At 73.0% G+C, this 21,649-nt stretch carries 20 protein-coding genes; 6 read left to right on the forward strand and 14 right to left on the reverse strand.

The genetic code is table 11. The features are described from left to right. From ACFV04_RS28855 to rimP, 4 genes are all read right to left on the reverse strand, one after another. Nucleotides 1-368, reverse strand: a 368-nt coding sequence (locus tag ACFV04_RS28855; protein ID WP_380533525.1) for a translation initiation factor IF-2 N-terminal domain-containing protein, incomplete at its 3' end; no start/stop codon positions are given. 230 nt (nucleotides 369-598) lie between these two features. Beyond that, nucleotides 599-892: a YlxR family protein gene (locus ACFV04_RS28860; RefSeq protein WP_360263309.1), complete on the reverse strand. Its 294-nt coding sequence runs from the start codon at nucleotides 890-892 to the stop codon at nucleotides 599-601. A 126-nt stretch (nucleotides 893-1,018) separates the two neighbouring features. Continuing rightward, nucleotides 1,019-2,023, reverse strand: coding sequence for a transcription termination factor NusA (gene nusA / locus ACFV04_RS28865; RefSeq protein ID WP_360263312.1), 1,005 nt, complete (start codon nucleotides 2,021-2,023; stop codon nucleotides 1,019-1,021). A 53-nt stretch (nucleotides 2,024-2,076) separates the two neighbouring features. Next, nucleotides 2,077-2,616: a ribosome maturation factor RimP gene (gene rimP / locus ACFV04_RS28870; RefSeq protein WP_360263314.1), complete on the reverse strand. Its 540-nt coding sequence runs from the start codon at nucleotides 2,614-2,616 to the stop codon at nucleotides 2,077-2,079. Nucleotides 2,617-2,910: 294 nt separating this feature from the next. Between rimP and ACFV04_RS28875 the strand changes: the two genes are divergently transcribed. Then, entirely contained in the window at nucleotides 2,911-3,957 is a 1,047-nt protein-coding gene (locus ACFV04_RS28875; protein WP_380533552.1) for a ferritin-like domain-containing protein, read from the forward strand. A gap of 67 nt (nucleotides 3,958-4,024) precedes the next feature. Next, entirely contained in the window at nucleotides 4,025-4,948 is a 924-nt protein-coding gene (locus tag ACFV04_RS28880) for an aminoglycoside phosphotransferase family protein (protein WP_380346631.1), read from the forward strand. A gap of 81 nt (nucleotides 4,949-5,029) precedes the next feature. Here the strand turns inward: ACFV04_RS28880 and ACFV04_RS28885 are convergent, their stop codons facing one another. The 5 genes from ACFV04_RS28885 to dxr form a co-directional block, all read right to left on the reverse strand. Further along, nucleotides 5,030-5,587, reverse strand: a complete 558-nt coding sequence (locus ACFV04_RS28885; RefSeq protein ID WP_360263319.1) for a GNAT family N-acetyltransferase — start codon at nucleotides 5,585-5,587, stop codon at nucleotides 5,030-5,032. Nucleotides 5,588-5,663: 76 nt separating this feature from the next. Further along, on the reverse strand, nucleotides 5,664-6,539 hold the full coding sequence (locus ACFV04_RS28890) for a GNAT family N-acetyltransferase (protein WP_360263384.1): 876 nt from the start codon (nucleotides 6,537-6,539) through the stop codon (nucleotides 5,664-5,666). 170 nt (nucleotides 6,540-6,709) lie between these two features. Further along, nucleotides 6,710-7,870, reverse strand: coding sequence for a flavodoxin-dependent (E)-4-hydroxy-3-methylbut-2-enyl-diphosphate synthase (gene ispG / locus ACFV04_RS28895; RefSeq protein WP_360263322.1), 1,161 nt, complete (start codon nucleotides 7,868-7,870; stop codon nucleotides 6,710-6,712). Between the two features lie 143 nt (nucleotides 7,871-8,013). Continuing rightward, nucleotides 8,014-9,318 carry a M50 family metallopeptidase gene (locus tag ACFV04_RS28900; RefSeq protein ID WP_380533529.1) on the reverse strand — a complete coding sequence of 435 codons (1,305 nt, stop codon included), beginning with the start codon at nucleotides 9,316-9,318 and terminating at the stop codon, nucleotides 8,014-8,016. 58 nt (nucleotides 9,319-9,376) lie between these two features. Continuing rightward, nucleotides 9,377-10,606, reverse strand: a complete 1,230-nt coding sequence (dxr, locus tag ACFV04_RS28905) for a 1-deoxy-D-xylulose-5-phosphate reductoisomerase (protein ID WP_360263326.1) — start codon at nucleotides 10,604-10,606, stop codon at nucleotides 9,377-9,379. A gap of 84 nt (nucleotides 10,607-10,690) precedes the next feature. Between dxr and ACFV04_RS28910 the strand changes: the two genes are divergently transcribed. After that, entirely contained in the window at nucleotides 10,691-11,359 is a 669-nt protein-coding gene (locus ACFV04_RS28910; RefSeq protein WP_380533531.1) for an NAD(P)-binding oxidoreductase, read from the forward strand. Between the two features lie 58 nt (nucleotides 11,360-11,417). Here the strand turns inward: ACFV04_RS28910 and ACFV04_RS28915 are convergent, their stop codons facing one another. The 3 genes from ACFV04_RS28915 to ACFV04_RS28925 all read right to left on the reverse strand — a co-directional run bounded on the left by ACFV04_RS28915 (nucleotide 11,418) and on the right by ACFV04_RS28925 (nucleotide 16,897). Further along, the gene (locus ACFV04_RS28915) at nucleotides 11,418-12,860 is read right to left on the reverse strand and encodes an aldehyde dehydrogenase family protein (protein ID WP_380346626.1); all 1,443 of its coding nucleotides are present in this window, start codon (nucleotides 12,858-12,860) and stop codon (nucleotides 11,418-11,420) included. 143 nt (nucleotides 12,861-13,003) lie between these two features. Further along, the gene (locus ACFV04_RS28920; protein ID WP_360263333.1) at nucleotides 13,004-14,572 is read right to left on the reverse strand and encodes a PucR family transcriptional regulator; all 1,569 of its coding nucleotides are present in this window, start codon (nucleotides 14,570-14,572) and stop codon (nucleotides 13,004-13,006) included. A 222-nt stretch (nucleotides 14,573-14,794) separates the two neighbouring features. Then, nucleotides 14,795-16,897 carry an ATP-binding protein gene (locus ACFV04_RS28925; protein WP_380346624.1) on the reverse strand — a complete coding sequence of 701 codons (2,103 nt, stop codon included), beginning with the start codon at nucleotides 16,895-16,897 and terminating at the stop codon, nucleotides 14,795-14,797. A gap of 245 nt (nucleotides 16,898-17,142) precedes the next feature. On the opposite strand from ACFV04_RS28925, the gene gabT reads away from it, so the two are divergent. Both gabT and ACFV04_RS28935 read left to right on the forward strand, forming a co-directional pair. After that, a complete protein-coding gene (gene gabT / locus ACFV04_RS28930; protein ID WP_360263339.1) occupies nucleotides 17,143-18,483 on the forward strand; it encodes a 4-aminobutyrate--2-oxoglutarate transaminase in 1,341 nt (446 codons plus the stop codon). A 552-nt stretch (nucleotides 18,484-19,035) separates the two neighbouring features. Beyond that, nucleotides 19,036-19,692 carry a phosphatase PAP2 family protein gene (locus ACFV04_RS28935; RefSeq protein ID WP_380533534.1) on the forward strand — a complete coding sequence of 219 codons (657 nt, stop codon included), beginning with the start codon at nucleotides 19,036-19,038 and terminating at the stop codon, nucleotides 19,690-19,692. On the opposite strand, the gene ACFV04_RS28940 is transcribed toward ACFV04_RS28935, so the two are convergent. Next, nucleotides 19,665-19,997, reverse strand: coding sequence for a DUF2218 domain-containing protein (locus ACFV04_RS28940; RefSeq protein ID WP_380346622.1), 333 nt, complete (start codon nucleotides 19,995-19,997; stop codon nucleotides 19,665-19,667). The two genes, ACFV04_RS28935 and ACFV04_RS28940, sit on opposite strands and share 28 nt — an antisense overlap. Nucleotides 19,998-20,163: 166 nt before the next feature. Between ACFV04_RS28940 and ACFV04_RS28945 the strand changes: the two genes are divergently transcribed. Next, nucleotides 20,164-20,799 (forward strand): MarR family winged helix-turn-helix transcriptional regulator, encoded by a 636-nt coding sequence (locus ACFV04_RS28945; protein WP_380533537.1) that lies wholly within the window; start codon nucleotides 20,164-20,166, stop codon nucleotides 20,797-20,799. Here the strand turns inward: ACFV04_RS28945 and ACFV04_RS28950 are convergent. Beyond that, nucleotides 20,690-21,631, reverse strand: coding sequence for an EamA family transporter (locus tag ACFV04_RS28950; protein WP_380533554.1), 942 nt, complete (start codon nucleotides 21,629-21,631; stop codon nucleotides 20,690-20,692). The genes ACFV04_RS28945 and ACFV04_RS28950 overlap by 110 nt on opposite strands. Between the last annotated feature and the right edge of the window lie 18 nt (nucleotides 21,632-21,649).

Here is a 21,649-nt window from a genome sequence, read left to right on the forward strand (position 1 = left end):
GCGGCGGGGGCGGCCGGCGCAGCGGCGGCCGGGGCGGCCGGAGCCGATCCGGCGGCCTGGCTCGCGGCCGGGGTGGGACGGGGACCAGGGGTCGCGCCAGGGCGCGGACCCGGGGTCGGGGCACCCGGCTTCGGGGCACCCGAGCCGGAGGGGGAGGGCGCCGCGGTCTTCCGCGGTCCCGGCTTGGCAGCGGAACCACCACCGGTGGGGGCCACACCAAGCGCGTCAGTCAACTTGCGCACGACCGGCGCCTCGATCGTCGAGGACGCCGAACGGACGAACTCCCCGAGCTCGGTGAGCTTGGCCATGACGGCCTTGCTCTCCAAGCCGAGCTCCTTGGCGAGTTCGTAAACCCGGACCTTAGCCACTTCACTCCTGTCTATGAGTCCGGGGGTCTCGTCCGCCGGACTGTCGCTACTTCATGGGCGTACCCATCGCGTACTCATCGCGTACTCATCGAGTGCTCATCGCAATCTCGACCTACTTCCACATCGCGAGGTACCTGACTGGTGGCACGGCGCGCGGCTGCCCGCCCGCCGTGCTTGTTGCGGTGGTTCTCCGCCGCGTGGAGCGGCGGCCGTCGCGGGAGGCGGCCCGTCTAGCAGGCTCCGCCCGTCCGCTCCCCGATGAACCCGCGGAGCCGCTCCGTGTCGAGCATGCCCTGGAGCCGGAAGGCCCGGGGGAACGCTCGACGGCGGACCGCGAGGTCGAGGCAGGCCGGATCGGGGTGCAGGTGAGCGCCCCGGCCCGGCAGTGCGCCACGGGGATCGGGGACGCATTCGCCCTCGACCGCCGTGACACGCAACAGCTGGTGCTTGGCCGCGCGCTTGCGGCAGCCCACGCAGGTGCGTTCCGGGCGTGCTCGGACGTGCGTCCGGCCAGACGAAGGCAAGTCTACCCCTCCGAAGCGACATGGCGCCGCCCCGCAGATCCCGGGGGACCCGCGGGGACGGCTACGACAACACCGACCAGTGGCCGTCCGCCACCCATTTTCCTCCCGGGGGCGGCCGTTTCCCTCCTACTGGGGGCGGCCGTCGTCCTCCGGCTGACCCTCGGTGTCCGGGCGGATGTCGATCCGCCAGCCGGTCAGACGGGCGGCCAGGCGGGCGTTCTGCCCCTCCTTGCCGATCGCCAGCGACAGCTGGTAGTCCGGCACGATCACCCGGGCGGAGCGCTGGACGGCGTCCACGATCTCCACGCTGGTCACCCGCGCGGGGGACAGCGCCGCGGCGACCATCTCCCGGGGGTCCTCCGACCAGTCGACGATGTCGATCTTCTCGCCGTGCAGCTCGCCCATCACGGCGCGCACCCGGGAGCCCATCGGACCGATGCAGGCGCCCTTGGCGTTCAGCCCGGCCCGGCGCGACCAGACCGCGATCTTGGTGCGGTGGCCGGCCTCGCGGGCGATGGCGGCGATCTCCACGCTGCCGTCCGCGATCTCCGGGACCTCCAGCGCGAAGAGCTTCCTGACCAGGTTCGGGTGGGTGCGCGACAGCGTCACCGAGGCCCCGCGGACCCCGCGGCGGACCGCCACCACGTAGCACTTCAGACGGGTGCCGTGCCGGTAGTCCTCGCCCGGGACCTGCTCCTGCGGCGGCAGGATGGCCTCCAGCTTGCCGATGTCGACCAGCACGCTCTTCGGGTCGTTGCCCTGCTGGACGACACCGGTGACGATGTCGCCCTCCTTGCCCGCGTACTCGCCGAAGGTCTGGTCGTCGGCGGCGTCGCGCAGGCGCTGCATCATCACCTGGATGCCGATGCTGGACGCGATCCGGCCGAAGCCGTTCGGGGTGTCGTCGAACTCCTTCGGCTCGACGCCCTCGTCCAGCTCCGTCGGGTCCTCCGTGGCCCACACGGTGACGTGGCCGCTCTTGCGGTCCAGGTGCACCCGGGCACGGCGGCGCGAGCCCTCGGTGCGGTGGTACGCGGTGAGGAGGGCTGACTCGATGGACTCGACCAGCAGGTCGAAGGGGATGTTCTTCTCGTTGACCAGCGTGCGCAGGGCACTCATGTCGATGTCCACGGCTACGCCTCCTCGTCTTTCGTCACGTTCGTCATGGTCGTACGGCGCCCGGGTCACTCGGCGCCGTCGTCCCCCTCGTCGAAGTCGGCGGCCTCGTCCAGGAGCTTCTCGTCGTCCTTGCGGTTGAACTCGACCTGGACCCGTGCCCGGGCCACCTCGGCGAACTCCAGGCGGCGCTCCTTCGGACGGCCGCGCCCCTTCACCGGCTGCACCTCGACCAGCGCGCCGTCCTCGTCGGCCTCCAGCACCCGGGCGACGATCTCCCCGCCGTCCACCAGGTGGATCTTGGCCAGCCGACCCTCGGCCCGCTGCCAGTGCCGCGGGAGCGCCAGCGGACGCTCGGCACCCGGCGAACCGACCTCCAGCAGGTAGGCCTCGTCGCCCATCAGGTCCGACTCGTCCAGGGCCTCGCCGACCACCCGGCTGAACTCGGCGATGGTGTCCATGTCCACGCCGCCGTCGGTGTCGACGTCGATCTGCACCTGCCGGCGGCTGCCCGCCTTGGTGACCCTGACGTCCTCCAGGTCCAGTCCGGCCTGCACGGCCAGCGGCTCCAGCAACTCGCGCAGCCGGTCGGTGTGGGTGGTGCTCATCCGGGTGGACTCCTCGGCCGCGTCTGCTGTTGTCAGAAGGTCGCCCCGCGCCTCCCGGTGCCACACCGGGTCACGGCAGCTCGGCCCAAAGCCTATCCGGTGAAGCCCCCAACCACCGATTCCGGACCACCCCCGGCCGCTCGCACGCCACCCACTGCGAGCAAGCTCACACCAGCCCGGCCGGGCACCCGTGCGTCCGAACCCGGCCCGGGAACGTGGGGATTCTGTCATCATTCACGCCAACGAGGGCAGGCCTGGAGGCCGTCCTCCCGTACACGCCCCGGAGTGACCCCGATGCAGCCGCCCAGCCGACGGACCCTCCTGTCCCTCGGACTGTTCACCCTCACCGCCTGCACCGTCGCCGCCTGCACCACCGACCGCACCGGCCCCGCCCCCGGCGCCACCGGGCCCCGCCCCGACCCGGACGCCCCCGTCCGCCTGCGCGCGGTCACCGCCACCGACGCCCTCCTCACCGGGTACGACACCCTGCCCGCGCCCCCCGGCGTCGACGGCGCCGGTCTCCGCGCCGAGACCGCCCGGCACCGCGCCGCCCTCGCCGAGGGCCTGCCCGCCACGGCCGTCCCGTCACCCCCCGTGACCACCGGCCCGACCACCGGCGCCCCGCCCACCACCGCCACCACCGGACCGGCCACGGCCGCCGCACCGACCCCCGCCACCGACGGCCTGGCCGCGCTGGAACTCCGGACCGCCGAGTCCCACCTCGCCGACCTCGACGCCGCCGGGCCCTCGCTCGCCCGGCTGCTCGCCTCCCTCGCCGCCGCCCACACGCTCCACGCCGCGGCGCTGGGCGCCCCCGCCCCGCCCCTCGCCGCTCCGCCGACCGCCTCCGCCTCCGCGAACCCCGCCGCCACCCCCGGCGAGGCCCCCGGCGTCGGCGCCGCCGCCGTCACCGCCCTCCAGAACGCGCTCGGCGCCGAACACGCCGCCGTCTACGGCTACGGCGTCGTCGGCGCCCGGCTCCCCGACGACCCCGCGCGTACCGACGCCCGCACCGCCTACGCCGCCCACCAGGCCCGGCGCGACACCTGGCAGCGCCTGATCACCTCCCTCGGCGCCGCCCCCGCCCCGGCCGCCGCCGGCTACCAGCTGCCCTTCCCGGTCGCCTCGGCCGCGGACGCCACCCGGCTCGCCGCCCACCTGGAAACCCGGCTGACCGGCGTCTACGCCGACCTGGTCGCCGCCGTCCCCGCCCCGCACCGCCTCACCGCCGCCCTCGCCCTGCGCGACTGCGCCCTGCGGGCCCGCCGTTGGGGCGCCCCCGACCAGCCCTTCCCGGGCGTCCCCGACCCGGCCGCCACCCCCGCGGCCACCACCGGCTGAGAACACCCGCCCCGCAACCCGGCCGGGCGAGCGGGCCGCACCGCCCGCGAACACCGACAATGGACCCATGTCGGGAGCCGCACCCACCATCACCGTCCCCACCTGGCTGGCGCACAGCGTCACCGCCGCCCACGGCGACGCCGGCCGGCAATGGCTCGCCGCCCTCCCCACCAGGGCGGCCGCCCACCTGTCCGGCTGGCGCCTCACCCTGGAACGCGTCCTCGACCCCGGCGGCAGCCTCAGCCTGATCGCGTACGTCCACCGCGACGACCTCTCCCCCGCCGTCCTCAAAACCGGCCTGCTGACCCCGGAGACCGCCCACGAGCACGCCGCCCTCACCCACTGGGCGGGCCGGGGAGCCGTCCTCCTCCTGGACGCCGACCCCGCCGAGGGCGTCCTCCTCCTGGAACGCCTCCACGGCGAGATCCCGCTGCGCTCCCTCGCCGAGCCCAAGGCCATGCTGGAGGCCACCAGCCTGCTGCACCGCCTCTGGGCCGAACTGCCCGGGGACCACCCCTTCCCCGCCCTCGCCGAGCGGGTCGCCGCCACCGCCGACCGCGTCGAGGAGCACCGCTCCCACCCCGCCGCCGCCGAGGCCCAGGCACTGGTCACCGAGGCCCTGGACACCGCCCGGAGCCTGGCCGACTCGGCCGACGAGTCCTTCCTGCTCCACGGCGACTTCCACCACGGCAACGTCCTCGCCGCCGACCGCGCCCCTTGGCTGGCCATCGACCCGCGCCCCGTCGCCGGCGAGCGTGCCTACGACCTGGCCCGCCTCGTCCTGGACCGGGCCGACACCCTGCTCGGCTCCCCCGGTGTACCCGCCGCCGTCCGCCGACGCCTCCACCAGCTCTCGGACGCCCTCGACGTGGACCGGGACCGCCTGCGCGGCTGGGCCCTCTTCCGCTCCGTCGACCTGGCGCTCCGCGCCGTCACCGCGGACCGCCACGAGGACGCCGAGCTCTACTTCGAACTCGCCGGTTCCCTCTGAGCCGGCCGCTCTGAGCCGGCCCGTCGGAACACCGGCCGCTCGGAACACCGGCCGCTCCGGGCGCCGGCGCCTCCGAGCGGTCTAGAGGCCCTGGACCGCCGACCGCCGCAGCGGCAACCGGGCGCCCATCACCGCGTACAACCGGTCCGTCGCCGGGAAGCGCACCGCCCGTGCCAGGTCCTGGTACCCCAGCGCCCGGTACAGCCGCCGCGCCGGCGTCTCCGCGTCGATCGCCGAGAGGATGCTGCGGTCCAGCCCCGAGCGCTCGCACAGGGTCCGGATCAGCTGCGAGCCGACGCCCTGCCCCTGGAACTCCGGCAGTACGTGCAGTTCGGTGACGGCGAACACCCCGTCCAGCCAGTCCCCGTACCCCCGGGTGGTCAGGTAGGGCTCGATCACCGAGCTCCACCAGTGCTCCCGCTGGTTGGGCATCCCGTACCCGAACCCGACCAGCCGCCCCCCGCTCATCGCGCCGTACGCGATCACCCCCGGCTGCTGGGCGTGCCGCCCGACGATGTGCAGCCGTACCGCGACCTCCTCGGGCGTCAGCCCGAACGCCACCGCCTGGACCTCCAGCGCCTGCGGCGCCCAGGCCGCAAGGTCGATGGCCCCGATCGTCACCCCGGTCAGCTGATCCATGCTCCGGACGTTACTACCAGCGGACCCCCGACGCGGCCGAAGATCCGAACCCGGGCTTCCCACGGGGACGGCGCCGTCAGAACAGCACGCTCATGAAGGCCCCGACCTCCCGGAACCCCACCCGTCGATAGGCCGCCCGGGCCCGCAGGTTGAAGTCGTTGACGTAGAGCGACACCACCGGCGCCACCTCGCGCAGCGCGATCTCCAGGACCGCCGCCATCCCCGTCTCGGACAGCCCGCGCCCGCGGTGCTCCGGCGCGACCCAGACCCCCTGGATCTGGCAGGCGCCCTCGGTCACGGCCCCGACCTCGGCCTTGAAGACGACCTCGCCGTCGGCGCCGAACCGCGCGAACGACCTTCCGGTGGAGACGAGTTCGGCCACCCGGGCCTGGTAGAGGAGTCCCCCGTCGCCCGCCAGCGGCGACACCCCGACCTCCTCGGTGAACATCGCCACGCACGCGGGCATCAGCGCCTCGACCTCGCCGCGCCGCACCCGCCGCACCAGCGGGTCCGGCGCGATCTCCGCCGAGGGCTCCGAGGTGGCCAACAGCGGCTGGTGGCCCCGGACTTCGCGGGCCGGCCCCCAGCTCCGCTCCAGCAGCGCCCAGAACATCGCGGTGGCCTCGGCCGGCCCGACGATCGAGGAGCAGCGCCTCCCCTGCCGACGGGCCCGCTCCGCGAAGGCCGCGACCGCGTCCGGCCCGGCGTTCACCAGGACCAGGTTCGCGCCGGCGTAGCAGAGCGCGTCCAGGACACCGTCCCCGTCGTGCCAGCCCCACAACTCCCCGCCGAGCCGCCACGGGTCGAGCCCGACCGCTTCGACCCGGGTCGCGACGAAGGCGTTGGCGACCGGGTCGCGGTGGAGGATCTCCAGGGCGTCCGCGAGGTCGGGCGGCTCCAGCACGCGGGTGGTGGCCAGGGCCCGGGCGGCCTGGAAGGAGCTCGGGAGCATCACACCTCGATCGAGCATCGAGACAGCACCTCACTGAGACGACTCTGGCCGCACCCTACTCCGTGGCCCCACCCGGCTACGGCTGCGGGGCCGTCCACGAACGGACGGCCCCGCTTCCGGAAATACTTCACGCGGGCATCCCCGCACCATCAGGACGAGCTACGGGGTGCTCACTCCCCCGCGACGACGGTCGGCGACCCCGACCCGACGCCGGCCGCCTGCATCTGCTCGGCGAGCTTGAGCGCCTCCTCGATCAGGGTCTCGACGATCTTCGACTCGGGAACGGTCTTGATGACCTCGCCCTTGACGAAGATCTGGCCCTTGCCGTTGCCGGAGGCGACGCCCAGGTCGGCCTCGCGCGCCTCGCCCGGCCCGTTCACGACGCAGCCCATGACGGCCACCCGCAGCGGCACCTCCATGCCCTCCAGGCCGGCGGTGACCTCCTCGGCGAGCTTGTAGACGTCCACCTGGGCGCGGCCGCAGGACGGGCAGGAGACGATCTCCAGGCCGCGCTCGCGCAGCCCGAGCGACTCCAGGATCTGGTTGCCGACCTTGATCTCCTCGGCCGGCGGGGCGGAGAGCGAGACCCGGATGGTGTCGCCGATGCCCTCGGCCAGCAGCGCGCCGAAGGCGACCGCCGACTTGATGGTGCCCTGGAAGGCCGGACCGGCCTCGGTCACACCGAGGTGCAGCGGGTAGTCGCAGGCGGCGGCGAGCTGGCGGTAGGCGTTGATCATCACGACCGGGTCGTTGTGCTTGACCGAGATCTTGATGTCGCGGAAGTCGTGCTCCTCGAACAGCGAGCACTCCCACAGCGCGGACTCGACCAGCGCCTCCGGGGTGGCCCGGCCGTACTTCTCCAGCAGGCGCTTGTCGAGCGAGCCGGCGTTGACGCCGATCCGGATCGGCACGCCCGCGCCCTTGGCCGCCTTGGCGATCTCGCCGACCTTGTCGTCGAAGGCCTTGATGTTGCCCGGGTTCACGCGCACCGCCGCACAGCCGGCGTCGATCGCGGCGAAGACGTACTTCGGCTGGAAGTGGATGTCCGCGATGACCGGGATCTTCGACTTCTTCGCGATGATCGGCAGCGCGTCGGCGTCGTCCTGCGACGGGCAGGCGACCCGGACGATCTGGCAGCCGGACGCGGTCAGCTCCGCGATCTGCTGCAGCGTGGCGTTGATGTCCGCGGTCACGGTGGTGGTCATCGACTGCACCGAGACCGGGGCGTCGCCGCCGACCGGCACGTTGCCGACCATGATCTGCCGGGAGTACCGGCGCTTGGCCAGCGGCTTGAGCGGCAGGGACGGAATACCGAGCGAGATCGCGGTCATGTGCGCAGGGTTCCCCGGGGTTGAGGTGTGATCGACCGCCCGGCCGTTGGAACGACCGGGGCCGGGCGCGCTGACGTCGCGCACCCGGCCTCCACGGTACGGCACGGCGACGGGCCCCAGCACACCCGCCGTACCCGAACGCCCTAGCTGATCTTCACCGGGTTCACCAGGTCGGCGACCATCACGAGCAGCGTGAAGCCGATGAAGATGCTGGCCACGACGTACGCCACCGGCATCAGCTTGGCGACGTCGAACGGTCCCGGGTCGGGCCGGCGGAACACCTGTGCGAGGCGGCGCCGGACCGCCTCCCAGACCGCGCCCGCGATGTGGCCGCCGTCCAGCGGGAGCAGCGGCAGCATGTTGAAGAGGAAGAGCGACAGGTTGATGCCCGCCAGCAGGTTCACGAAGAAAGCGATTCGCTGGGTGCCGGGGATGTCGAGCGAGAAGACCTCGCCGCTCACCCGGGCGGCGCCGACCATGCCGATCGGCGAGTCCGGGTCGCGCGGGGCGTCACCGACGACGGCGTTCCACAGCCCGGGGATCTTGCCTGGCAGGGCGACCAGCGACTTCACCCCGTTCTCGGTCATGTCGTACATCCGGTCGAGCGACTGCCCGAAGCCCAGCCGGACGACACCACTCGCGGGAGTGAAGCCGAGGAACCCGGCCTGGACGGTCTGGCCCTTGACCGGGACGTTGTTCCCGTCGTACTTCTGGACGTCGTTGACGGCGATGGTCGGCGTGAGCGTGAGCTGCTGCCCGTCCCGCTCGACCACGACCGGCACGGTCCTCCCGGACGACCTGCGGATGTCCGCCTGGAGCTGGTCGTAGGTCCGGATCCGGTCACCGTCGAAGGAGACGATCCTGTCCCCGGCCTTCAGCCCGGCCTGGGCGGCCGGGGTCTGCGGGGCGCCCGCCGGGCAGTTGTCGGTCGGCTGACCCGCCTTGACCACGCACTGGGCGACGGTGCTGACCGTCGGCACGTTCATGGAGACGCCGAAGCCCATCATCACCGTCAGGAAGAGCCCGAACGCCAGCACCAGGTTCATGAACGGCCCGGCGAACATGACGATGACGCGCTTCCACGGCTTGCGGGTGTAGAACAGCCGCTGCTCGTCACCCTCCTGGAGCTCCTCGTAGGAGGCCTCGCGGGCGTCCTCGATCATGGTCCGCCAGGGCGAGCTGCTGCGCTTGGTGATCCGCCCGTCCTCGCCCGGCGGGAACATCCCGATCATCCGGATGTACCCACCGAACGGGATCGCCTTGATGCCGTACTCGGTCTCGCCCTTGCGGCGCGACCACAGGGTCGGGCCGAAGCCGACCATGTACTGCGGCACCCGGATGCCGAACAGCTTGGCCGTGGAGAGGTGGCCGAGTTCGTGCCAGGCGATCGAGATCAGCAACCCGATGACGAAGACCAGGATGCCGACCACCGTCAAAACCGTTGCCACCGCTGGTCCTCCGTCATGCCGCTCCGCTCATCGTCTCGTCCTACCGCAATCCCGGTCGTCAGCCCGCCGCCAGCTCGCGAGCCCGGGCACGCGCCCAGTCCTCCGCGTGCAGGACGTCCTCCACCGTCAGGGAAGTTCCCGCCACCGGCGTGCCGTGCTCGGCGACGACCTTGGCAACAGTGTCCACGATTCCGGTGAAGGCGAGGCGCCCCTTCAGGAATGCCTCCACACATTCCTCGTTGGCCGCGTTGAACACCGCCGGGGCGGTACCGCCCAGGGTGCCCACCTCGCGGGCCAGCTCGACCGCCGGGAACGCCTCGTCGTCCAGCGGGAAGAACTCCCAGGTGGCGGCCTTCGTCCAGTCGCAGGCCGGGGCCGAATCCGGCACCCGGTCCGGCCAGCCCATGCCCAGCGCGATCGGCATCCGCATGTCCGGCGGGCTGGCCTGCGCCAGCGTCGAACCGTCCGTGAACTCCACCATCGAGTGCACCACCGACTGCGGGTGGACCACGACCTCGATCCGGTCGAACGGCACGTCGTACAGCAGGTGCGCCTCGATCACCTCCAGGCCCTTGTTCACCAGGGTCGCCGAGTTGATCGTCACGACCGGGCCCATCGCCCAGGTCGGGTGCGCCAGCGCGTCCTGCGGGGTCACCCCCGCCAACTGCTCGCGGGTGCGGTTGCGGAACGGGCCCCCACTGGCGGTGACCACCAGCTTGCGCACCTCGGCACGGGTCCCGCCCGCCAGCGCCTGGAACAGCGCGGCGTGCTCCGAGTCCACCGGCACGATCTGGCCCGGCTTCGCCACCGCCTTCACCAGCGGGCCGCCGACGATCAGCGACTCCTTGTTGGCCAGCACCAGCACCCGGCCCGCCGCCAGCGCGGCCAGCGTCGGCCGCAGCCCGATCGACCCGGTGATGCCGTTCAGCACCGAGTGGCACTCCACGGCGGCCAGCTCGGTCGCCGCGTCCGGACCCACCAGCACCGCCGGCAGCGGACGGCCCGCCGCCTTCGCGGCCAGGGCCTCGCGCAGCGCCGGCTCGGCCGCCGGATCGGCCACCGCCACGGTGTGCACACCCAGCCGCAGCGCCTGGTCGGCCAGCAGCTCCACCCGGCCGCCGGCGGCCGACAGGGCGACCACGCGGAAGCGGTCCGGGTTGCGGAGCACCACGTCGATGGCCTGGGTGCCGATCGAACCGGTGGAACCGAGGATCACCAGCTCCCGGGGGCCGGAGGGGTCCGCCACGGTGGGCGTGAAGCGCAGCTGCGGGTGGGCGAGCGAAGTCATGCGCCCATTGTGTCCTGTCCGCGACCACGCCACTCCCGAGGCTTCCCCAGGACGACCCGGCACCCCCGGGCTACCGTCGGAGCCATGCGCACCGTCATCGCCGGGGGCCACGGACAGATCGCGATGGAACTGGAACGGCTGCTCGCCGCACGCGGCGAGCGCCCCGCCGGGATCATCCGCCGCCCCGAACAAGCCCAGGACCTGATCGACGCCGGAGCCGAGCCGCTCCTGCTCGACCTGGAGGCCACCACCGCCCCGCAGCTCGCCGACCTGCTCGCCGGCGCCGACGCGGTGGTCTTCGCCGCCGGAGCCGGACCGGGCAGCGGCGCCGCCCGCAAGAACACCGTCGACCGCGACGCCGCCGTCCTGCTCGCCGACGCCGCCGAACTCGCCGGCGTCCGCCGGTACCTGATCGTCTCCTCGATGGGCGCCGACGCCGACGCCCGCCACCCCGCCGACGAGGTCTTCGAGACCTACCTGCGCGCCAAGGGCGCCGCCGACGACGCGGTCCGGGCCCGGACCACCCTGGACTGGACCGTGCTGCGCCCCGGACGGCTCACCGACGGCCCCGGCACCGGACTGGTCCGGCTGGCCCCCGCGGTCGCGCGCGGCGCGGTGGACCGGGCCGACGTGGCCGCCGTCCTGGCCGCCCTGCTGCGCGAACCCGGCACCGCCGGACTGACCCTGGAACTGGTCGCCGGGAACGCCACCGTCGAGGAGTCGGTCGCCGCCGCGGCCGGGCACGACCGCTGAACGCGCGCGGGGCCCGGTTCGACGAACCGGGCCCCGCGGCGACACGTCGACGCGTCGGTCAGAGGTCGAGGCCGGTCAGGACCAGGACCTTCTCGACCGTGTAGTCGTCCATCGCGTACTTGACGCCCTCGCGGCCGACGCCCGAGTCCTTCACACCGCCGTACGGCATCTGGTCGGCACGGTAGGACGGCGCGTCGCCGATGATCACACCGCCGACCTCCAGCTCCCGGTGCGCGCGGAAGGCGGTCTGCAGGTCGTGCGTGAACACACCCGCCTGCAGGCCGAACAGCGAGTCGTTGACGGCCGCGAAGGCCTCGTCCACGCCGTCCACCCTGTGCAGCGACAGGACCGGGCCGAACACCTCGGCCTTGGCCAGGATCGCGTCCCCGGGCAGCTCCGCCAGCACGGTCGGGGCGTAGGTCGCACCCTCCCGGGTACCGCCGGTCAGCACCTTGGCACCCTTGGCGACCGCGTCCTCCACCCAGGACTCCACCCGCTTCGCGGCGTTCTCGTCGACCAGCGGGCCGACGTCCGTCGCCGAGTCGTTCGGGTCACCGGTGACCTGCGCCTTGACCTTGGCCACGACCTTCTCCACCAGCGCGTCGTACACCGACGCGTCGGCGATCACCCGCTGCACCGAGATGCAGGACTGGCCGCCCTGGTAGTTCGCGAACATCGCGATCCGGGTCGCCGCCCAGTCCAGGTCGGCCTCCGAGGACCAGTCGGCGAGGACCACGGCCGCGGCGTTGCCGCCCAGCTCCAGGGTGCAGTGCTTGCGCGGCACCGAGTCCATGATCTGGTAGCCGACCTTGTCCGAACCGGTGAACGAGATCACCGGCAGGCGGTCGTCCTGCACCAGCGCCGGCATCCGCTCGTTCGGCACGGTCAGGATCGACCAGGAACCGGCCGGCAGGTCCGTCTCGGCCAGGATCTCGCCCAGCACCATCGCCGACAGCGGGGTCGCCGGAGCCGGCTTCAGGATGATCGGGGCACCGACCGCGATCGCCGGGGCGACCTTGTGGGCGACCAGGTTCAGCGGGAAGTTGAACGGGGCGATGCCCAGCACCACACCGCGCGGGAAACGGCGCACCACCGCGAACCGGCCCACACCGCCCGGGTCGGTGTCCAGCCGCATCGTCTCGCCGTTGGTGCGGCGCGCCTCCTCGGCGGCCCAGCGGAAGACCGACACCGCGCGGCCGACCTCACCGCGGGCCCACTTGATCGGCTTGCCGTTCTCGGCCGTGATCAGCTGGGCGAGCTCCTCGGTGCGCTCGGCCAGCCGCTTGGCCACGTGGTCCAGGGCAGCGGCACGCTGGTGCGCCGGAGTCGCGGCGAACACCGGCAGCGCGGCGACGGCCGCGTCCAGCGCCTCCTCGACCTGGGCCTCGGTCGGGATGCTCACCCTGCCGACCAGACGGCCGTCCCAGCTGTTGTGCACCTCGAAGTCGGCGTCACCGCTCGCCCGGCGGCCGGCGAGCCAGAAATCGTACGTGGTGGTCACCGTGGTACCGGCCCTCTCCTCGTCTCGTACGGCCCGCACGGACGTGGGACCGGAATCCGAGGGTAGGGGCGTCGGCGCGCCGACCGGATTGGCCGACTAGGAGCGTTCGACACCGAGGCCACTCCACCACGTCCAGCCGGGTCCTACTCCTCCCCGGAACGCAGCGCCAGCCACAACTCCATGCGCACGTCCGTGTCGTCCAGCGAACGGCCCAGCAACTCCTCGACCCGCCGCATCCGGTAGCGCAACGTGTGCCGGTGCACACCCAGGTCCGCCGCCGCCGCGTCCCACTGGCCGTGCCTGGACAGCCACGCCCGCAACGACGCCACCAGGTCACCGCGCGCCGTCCGGTCGTGCTCGCGCAACGGTCGCAACAACCCCTCCGCGAACGCCGTCACCGCGTCCTCCCCGAGCAGCGGCAACAGCGAACCCGCACCGACCTCCTCGTGGTCCACCGACCGGCGGCCACCCCGCAACGCCACCGCCAGCGCCCGCTCGGCCTGCGCGTTCGCCGTCCCCGCCTCCTCCAACGCGGCCGGCGCCGAAACGCCCAGCGACAAGCCCTCGTGCTCCTCCACCGCACCCAGGCACGCCCGGTGCACCGCGCCGTTGTCCAACGCCAGCACCATCAACCGCGGCCCGTGCGCGCCGTCCTCCCGCGCCACCAACAGCTTCTCGCCCACCCGGGAACCCGCCTGCTCGGCCCGGTCCCCCAACTCCCCCAACGCCTCCGCCGCATCCGCGCTCGCCGCCCCGGCGCCGGCCACCAGAACCCGTATCGTCCCCTCCGGCAGACCGCCGAACAGCCCCACCGCCACCTGCCGGGCCGTCGCCACCTCACCGGCCAGCACCATCCGCAGCAGCGCCGCGCCCATCCGCTCCTCCGCCTGCCGCAGCTCCCGCGAGCGCTCCAGGGTGAGGGTCAGCAGCGCCACCGCCGCGTTCAGCACGTACCGCTCGGTCGGCGTGATCCGGTCCTCGGTCCCGACCGCCAGGAAACCCCGGGCCCGCCGGTCCGCCCCCAACGACTGGACCACCACGTAGTCCTCGTCCGCCGTGTCTATCCCCGGCGCCCGCCCCTGCAACGCGGCACTCGACGGCGCCGGCCGCCGACGAAGCCGATCCACCTCGGCCGCCAGCCGCCCCGCCCGGCGAGCCGCCCAGTCCGGCGCCACCACCGACAGCGCACCCGACCCGTCGTACAGCGCCGCCCAGCCCCCCAGCCGCGCCGCCAGCCGACGCACCACCGCCGTCGTGCCGTCCTTGCCCAGCGCCGCCCGGGTCAGCTCCTCCTGCGCCTCGAAACTCGTCGTCACCGCCTCGTACTGCTCCGCGGCCAGCGCCGCCGACACCACCTTGCTGATCGCGATGAACGGCGTCGGCTCCGGCACCCGCAACAACGGCAACCCGCGCTGCGCCGCCGCGTCCACCAGCGGCTGCGGCACCTCGGTGTGCGACAACCCCACCCCGAGCCCCAGCCCCACCACCCCGGCATCGGCCAGCCGGTGCACGTACGCCTGCAACTGCGCCGCCGTACGGCCCAGCTTGATACCGGTGGTGAGCAGCAGCTCGCCACCCTCCAGGAACGGCGTCGGGTCGTCCAGCTCACTGGTGTGCACCCAGCGGACCGGCCGCTCCAGGTGATCCGCGCCGGAAAGAACCGTCAGGTGGAGCGAACTGTTGCGGACGACGGAGGCGAGTGTGGGGGGCATGGCACCTTCGGGGGATCGACCTGACCGCGCCATTGCGGCCGGGCGAGGAGAGGGACGTGGGACTGGTGAGGGTCTCTCCCCTTCATTATGGACGCCCCGGACAACCGGCACTGCCGAATCCACCTCGAAGGCGACTTCCACCCCGCCCCGGCCGCGCCCCCTGCCCCGCCCCTTGCCCCGCCCCGTTCCACGCCCCGTTCCACACCCCCGGACGGCCCCGCCTCACCCCCGCAGATCCACCAGCAGCGGCGGAACCTGCTCCCCCGACACCGCCGTCAACGACACCACCGCGTGCCCCGCCGGCAACGCGTGCGCCAGGTCCGACGGCGACCACCGCAACCGCTCCACGTCCCGCGTCGTCACCGACTCCGTCTGCGCCGTCGTCCCCGACAACGCCTTCCGCCCCACCCGCCCGGCCCGCCGTATCACCCCACCCGACGTGTCGGGGGTGTGGGTGACCTCGGTTTCGTGGACGACGTGCGTGCCCCATGCCTCAGAGAAGAATTTTCCGTCCCACGGAGCGATCCCGGGGAAGACCATGCGACAACCCACGGCGCCGAAGAGAGGTGTCCTCAGCGCTTCCGGCAGATCCATCAGGGTGCGGAGCAGGAGCACTGCGCCCGCGTTGGCGCCACGCATCCGCTGGAGACCCCGGATGGTGTTCGCGTCCACGGCAGCAGACGCGTCGTCCACTACCAACCCGGCGAACAGCGAGCGGTCCTGGCGGGCAGCCGCCGCGACCACGAACTGGCCCACCACCAGGCGAGAGAGGATCCGGGCGGCCTCCGGGTGGCTCCGCTCGGGCAGCTTCACGCGGACTCGGAGCGGGTGGTCGAGTACACGCATGGCGAAGGGCAGACGACCGGTACCGTCCGTGGCGAACGCCCCCGCAAAGGCCGGCCGATCAAGCAGTGCCAAGCGGTCCGCAAGCAGGACCCCCGGGTCATCGGCCCGTTCCTGCTGCCGCTGCCGGAGATCGAGGTCCCGCTCGTAGACCGACAGCTGGCCCGCTGTTCGGAGGGCTTTGACGAGTGGCTCCATCACCTCGGGCTCCCCGGAGAGCAGCGCCCTCAGTTCACGGACTCCCGGATAGCGCCCGTATGCGGTGTGGAATGGCCCGACTACCTGCTGAAGCGTCGTCCGGGCGCTCTCCGCACGCGCGATCAGCTCGTCCGGCAGCAGTGCGTCGGCGAGTCTGGCGGCCGCCTCATCCGGATCCTGAGTCGCTCCGTAGAGGTCCAATCCGTAGGCCGAGCCCGGTTCGCCCGGTGCGATCACCACGTCGTACCAGGTGTCCGGGCCGAGATCCGCGTCCGTGGCCCCGACCACAACCACGCAGGCCGTTCCGGCCAACGTTTGCAGGCACAGAGCCTCCGTGACCGGGCGAGCGAGCCGCGCCGTCTTACCGGTTCCCGCCGGACCGACGGCGAGCAGCGACGTCCCCAGGACCGAGGGGTCCAGAGCGAATCCGGTCGCCCTGTGCCCGTGCGGGTTCTTCACCACGTCCTGTGTCGTACCGAGGCGCACCTGTTGCAGCAGCAGGTCGTGCCACGCCTTCCGGGTGGCCAGGTCTCGGGCCTCCGACGGGTGCGAGAAGGCCGAAGCTCCCCGTGCGAGCACCTGGTCGACGAATGCGGGGAGGAACGCAGCATCCGCTTGGGCGGACTCCCATGCCCGCTGGATCCGCACGTAGTCGACGTCGCCCGCCTTCAACCGATCCAGTTTCTCCGCCGCTGCCGAAGCCCCTCCGACGCGTTGGGCGAGCCACGGATCGCTCACGGGCGCCGACTCGGAATCCGCAGGGGGCCTGCTCGGGGTCGGCCCCTCATGGGTGATGGCGCGTGCGAGGACCGGAGCGACGTTCTTCCGCCACCCGGCTCTGGTGAGGAAACGCCGGCCGACCTCGCGCCACCGGCCGGTGCGCCAGAAAACTGCAGCGGCACAACTGATGGTGACCAGGTTGATGAGGATCTGCAGGGTGTTGAACTGTTCCGGCGACGTACCGTCGTACCAGCCGAGGAGCCCCGTCGCCCACACCAGCACGAGCGTCCCGATGTAGTACGTCGCGACGGTCGCGACGAGGTTCAACGCGGCACGCCACAACAGCTGACCGGTGGGGACCTTCATTTCTTCCGCTTCGGTGGGATCGATCCACTTGTATCCCTGCCGAAAGATCCCCGGCGCCGCCTCCGGCCGTGGCGCCGCGACCCACACCGGGAGGTCGAAGGAGCCGTCCGCGGCCGTGCCGGGCCGCTGGTGGGGAAGGGGGGTGGGGGGTCTGGTGGTGGTGCGCTCGCCGTGGTGGTGTGACCCGTCCTGTGCCATGTACGGCCCCGCTCCCTCGCCCGCCCGCCCGGCCCGACCGCCGTCGGTGCCGCCATACCCATGCCGCCGTACCGGCGACACGCCCGCGCTCAGGGTAGTGGTTCGGGGCCTGCGGGTAGTCGTGGCGCCCGTGCTGGCCGTGCAGGACAAGTCGGACGGCGCACTGCTACCGAGTGGCGCATGCCCGGGTGGAGAGGGCGGCCGTAGCCTGCGAAGCACCGAGTCGAGAAGTCTGGAGATACCCCATGAGCGCCGCAACGCCGCTCCCGCAGGAGCGCCGCCTGGTCACCGCGATCCCCGGTCCGAAGTCGCAGGAGCTGCAGGCCCGCAAGCTGGGTGCGGTGGCGGCCGGCGTCGGCACCACCCTGCCGGTGTACGTGTCCCGTGCCAACGGCGGTGTGCTGGAGGACGTGGACGGCAACTCGCTGATCGACTTCGGCTCCGGCATCGCCGTGACCAATGTCGGCAACAGTGCCGAGGCCGTGGTGGCCAAGGCGAGCGAGCAGCTGGCCGCCTTCACCCACACGTGTTTCATGGTGACCCCGTACGAGGGTTACGTGGCCGTCGCCGAGCAGCTGAACGAGCTGACCCCGGGTGACCACGACAAGCGCACCGCGCTGTTCAACTCGGGCGCCGAGGCGGTCGAGAACGCGGTGAAGATCGCCCGTGCCTACACCAAGCGCACCGCCGTCGTGGTGTTCGACCACGGTTACCACGGCCGCACGAACCTCACCATGGGCCTGACGGCGAAGAACATGCCGTACAAGCAGGGCTTCGGTCCGTTCGCCCCGGAGATCTACCGGGTGCCGGTGGCCTACCCGTACCGCTGGCTGACCGGTGCGGAGAACTGTGCCGCCGAGGCCGCCGCGCAGGCGATCGACATCATCAACAAGCAGATCGGTGCCGAGAACGTCGCCGCGATCATCATCGAGCCGATCCAGGGCGAGGGCGGCTTCATCGAGCCGGCCAAGGGTTTCCTGCCGGCGATCGTGGAGTACGCGAAGGCGAACGGCATCGTTTTCGTGGCGGACGAGATCCAGACCGGTTTCTGCCGCACCGGCGAGTGGTTCGCCTGTGACGACGAGGGTGTCGTCCCGGACCTGATCACCACTGCCAAGGGCATCGCCGGCGGTCTGCCGCTGGCCGCGGTGACCGGTCGCGCCGAGATCATGGACGCCGCGCACGCGGGTGGCCTGGGCGGCACCTACGGCGGCAACCCGGTGGCTTGCGCGGCCGCGCTGGGTGCCATCGAGACCATGAAGGAGCAGGACCTCAACGGCAAGGCGCAGCGGATCGGCGAGGTCATGCTGGGCCGCCTGCGGGCGATGCAGGAGAAGTACGACATCATCGGCGAGGTCCGCGGCCGCGGCGCGATGATCGCCGTCGAGCTGGTGAAGCCGGGTGGCAAGGAGCCGAACGCGGAGGTCACCGCGGCCATCGCGAAGGCCTGCCACGCCGAGGGCCTGGTGGTGCTGACCGCCGGCACGTACGGCAACGTGCTGCGTTTCCTGCCGCCGCTGGTGATGCCGGAGCACCTGCTGAACGAGGGCCTGGACATCCTGGAGGGCGCGTTCGCCGCTCTCTGAGCGGTGCCGCCCGTCAGGTCGTGAACCCCCGCCGGAGGGATGTCCGGACAGCGCTGAACGGCCCGTGGGGACCTCTGGTCCGCACGGGCCGTTCGGTTGTGCAGCGGCCCGGTGCGGGGGCCGTGGCGGGGGCCGTGGCGGGGGCCGTGGCGGGGGCCGTGGCGGGGGCCGGTGCATGATCGACGGGCGGCCCCGGAGGTTGCCCTGCGCGGGGTGAAGATGATGTGCGGAATCGCTGAAGGCGCTCGGCGCGGAAGGGCTGTTGACGTAGTGTCATCGCAGATGGACAGCGAGCCTCAGCCATTGGCGGAGCCGTCCGCGGAGCCTCCCTCGGGGGCGGGTCCGCAGGTGCGCCGCGAGGACAACCAGGCCACCCCGGGAGGGGTGGCGCATACCGAAGGCCGATCGACCGACCGTCCGACCCACACCCCCCGGGGCGCACGGAACGGCGATCATCAGAGCCGCCCCGGAGCTCTCCCCCCTGCTCCGGGGCGGCTGTCCGCCGTCCCGGCCCGGGTGGGCGGGGCGAGCCGGGTGCCACGGTCGGCGGCCGTGCCGGTGGCGGCGACGGCGGTGCTGCTGGCGGTGTCCTGGCAGGTGGCGGTGGACGGGCCGCTGCTGGGGCTGGACCGCTGGGTCCGCCGGGCGGTGCACGCGGCGCGCCACGGCGTTCCGGGCGCGCTGCCGGACCACCTCGGCCACGCCCTGTCGGACCTGGGTGGCGGTGTCCCGGCGGTTCCGGTGCTGGTGCTGGCCGGCGCGTGGGCGGCCCGGCGGTGGCACCGCGCGGGGACGGGGCGCTGGTGGCTGCCGCTGCCGGTGGCGGCGCTGACGGCGGGCCTGATCCCGCTGCTGGTGGTCCCGGCGAAGGCGGCCTTCGCCCGGCCGGGTCCGCTCGGGGATCCGCTGACGCCGGAGCAGTGGGGCTGGTACCCGTCCGGGCACACCGCGACCGCGGCGATCTCGTACGGGGTGGCGGCGCTGCTGCTGGCCCGGGCGTCGGGGCCGCGCGCCGTCCGGGTGCTGACGGCGGGCGCGGCGCTGCTGGCGCTGGGGGTGGGCGCGGGGCTGGTGTGGAGCGACTTCCACTGGCTGTTGGACGTGGTGGCGAGTTGGTGCGTGGCCGTCCTGGTGCTGTGGCCGCTCGACCGGTGGCTGCCCCGGCCGGGTGCGGGAACGGGTCAGGCCTCGGGGTCCTCGTTGCGGTGAACCAGGCCGGCCTCGCCGTTGTCGCGGTGCCACTCGACGACGAGTTCGTCGCGGCTGCCGAAGCGGACGAGGTGGCGGCCGACGACGTCCTCCAGGCCGGGCAGCTTGTCGCGCTCGCCCTCGACGGTGAGCAGCAGCGCGTCGGGCTGCGCTTCCAGGGTGGCGGTGCCGGCGCCGAAGACGAGCGTGCCGCGGCCGGTCTCCTCGGAGTAGGAGGTCTCGATCTTGCGTCCCATGTGGGCGGCGAGCTGCTTGGCGTAGCGGCCGGGGCGGTCGGTGGTGACGCGGGCGGTGGAAACGGGCATGGGTGCTCCAGGGTCCGGGAGGGAACTTAGGGTCCCCTCACTCGGACCTACGCTAACCCAGATGCTGAGCTAAGCTCAACATATTTCCGTGACCGTCGTCGGCCGACCACCGAACGCACCCGACCGGTCGCTACGCTTGGCCGGACACCAGCCGAGGAGACCGCCGATGACCACCACGCCGACCGACGACCCGGCGGACCCCTCCTCCGACCCCCGCACCGCCGCCACCGGCTCCCCCGGCCCCGCCGGCTCCCCCGCTCCCACCGGCTCCCCCGGGAGCACCCGGTCACCCGAGGACACCGGCTCCGCCGAGGACACCGGGACCACGGCCGAACTGGCGGACGCGATGACCAGGGCGATCAAGCGGATCCGCCGCCAGACCGGTTGGCGGCTGGAGCCGTACGGCATCACCCCCGGCCAGGCCCGGGCGCTGCGCACGCTCGCCCACGTGCCGGGCTGCGAGACGCCGGACCGCGCGATGCGGCTGAGCGACCTCGCCGACAAGCTGCACATCGCCCCGCGCTCGGCCACCACCGTGGTCGACGCGCTGGAGGAGGCCGGGCTGGTCGAGCGCACCCCCGACCCGGCCGACCGGCGGGCCGTGCGCATCCTGCTGACCGAGGCCGGCCGCGCCGCGGTGGAGCGGATCGGGCAGGTCCGGGACGAGGTGGCGCGGGAGTACTTCGGCGAGGTCAGCCCCGCGGACGAGGAGGTACTGCTGCGGGTGCTGCGCTCCGCCGAGGCCCGGTTCCTCGCAGCCGGGCCACCACGGCGCGCGGCGTCCCCGGACGCACCGCGGTGATCCCGATCCCGGCGATCACCAGCAGCGCGGCCGCACCGGCCGTCGGGCCGACCCGCTCACCGAGCAGCAGCCAGGCCGAGGACATCCCGAACACCGGCACCAGCAGCGAGTAGGGCGCGACGGCGGTGGCGTCGTACGTACGCAGCAGGAAGCTCCAGGCGACGAAGCCCAGCAGGGTGGAGACCAGCCCGACGTAGGCGATCGCGCCGAGTCCGGCGGGAGTGATGTCGCGCAGCGCGCGCAGGTCCGCCTCCGGGCCCTCGACCAGCAGGGACAGGCCCAGCAGCGGCAGCGGCGGAACGGCGCTGACCCAGACCATCCAACGCAGCGCGTCCGGCGGCGCCGCCTTGCGGGTCAGCACGTTGGCCAGGCCCCAGGCGACGGCGGCCAGCACCACCAGGACGAACGCGCCGAGCGGGCCGCCCGCGCCCTGGTCGTACGCGCTCAGCGCGATGCCCGCGAAGGCGATCGCCAGGCCCAGCAGCCGCTGCCCGCCGGGGCGTTCGCGCAGCACGACGGCGGCGAACAGCGCGGTGAAGCCGGCCTGCCCCTGGAGCACCAGGGAGGAGAGGCCGGCCGGCATCCCGGCGTGCATGCCGAGGAAGAGCAGCCCGAACTTGACCACCCCGAGGACCACGCCGACCGCCACCACCCAGCGCCAGGCCACCTTGGGCGGGCCGACGAAGAAGACTGCGGGCACGGCGACGACCGCGAACCGCAGGGCGCAGAAGAGCAGCGGCGGGAAGTTGTCGAGGCCGACGTGGATGAGGACGAAGTTGAGGCCCCAGACGGCGGCCACCAGGACGGCCAGCGCGATGTGGGGCGCGCTCATGCCCGAGGTGTTCGGGGT

The sequence above is a fragment of the Kitasatospora sp. NPDC059599 genome, from assembly GCF_042735125.1.
Taxonomy (GTDB): Bacteria; Actinomycetota; Actinomycetes; order Streptomycetales; family Streptomycetaceae; genus Kitasatospora.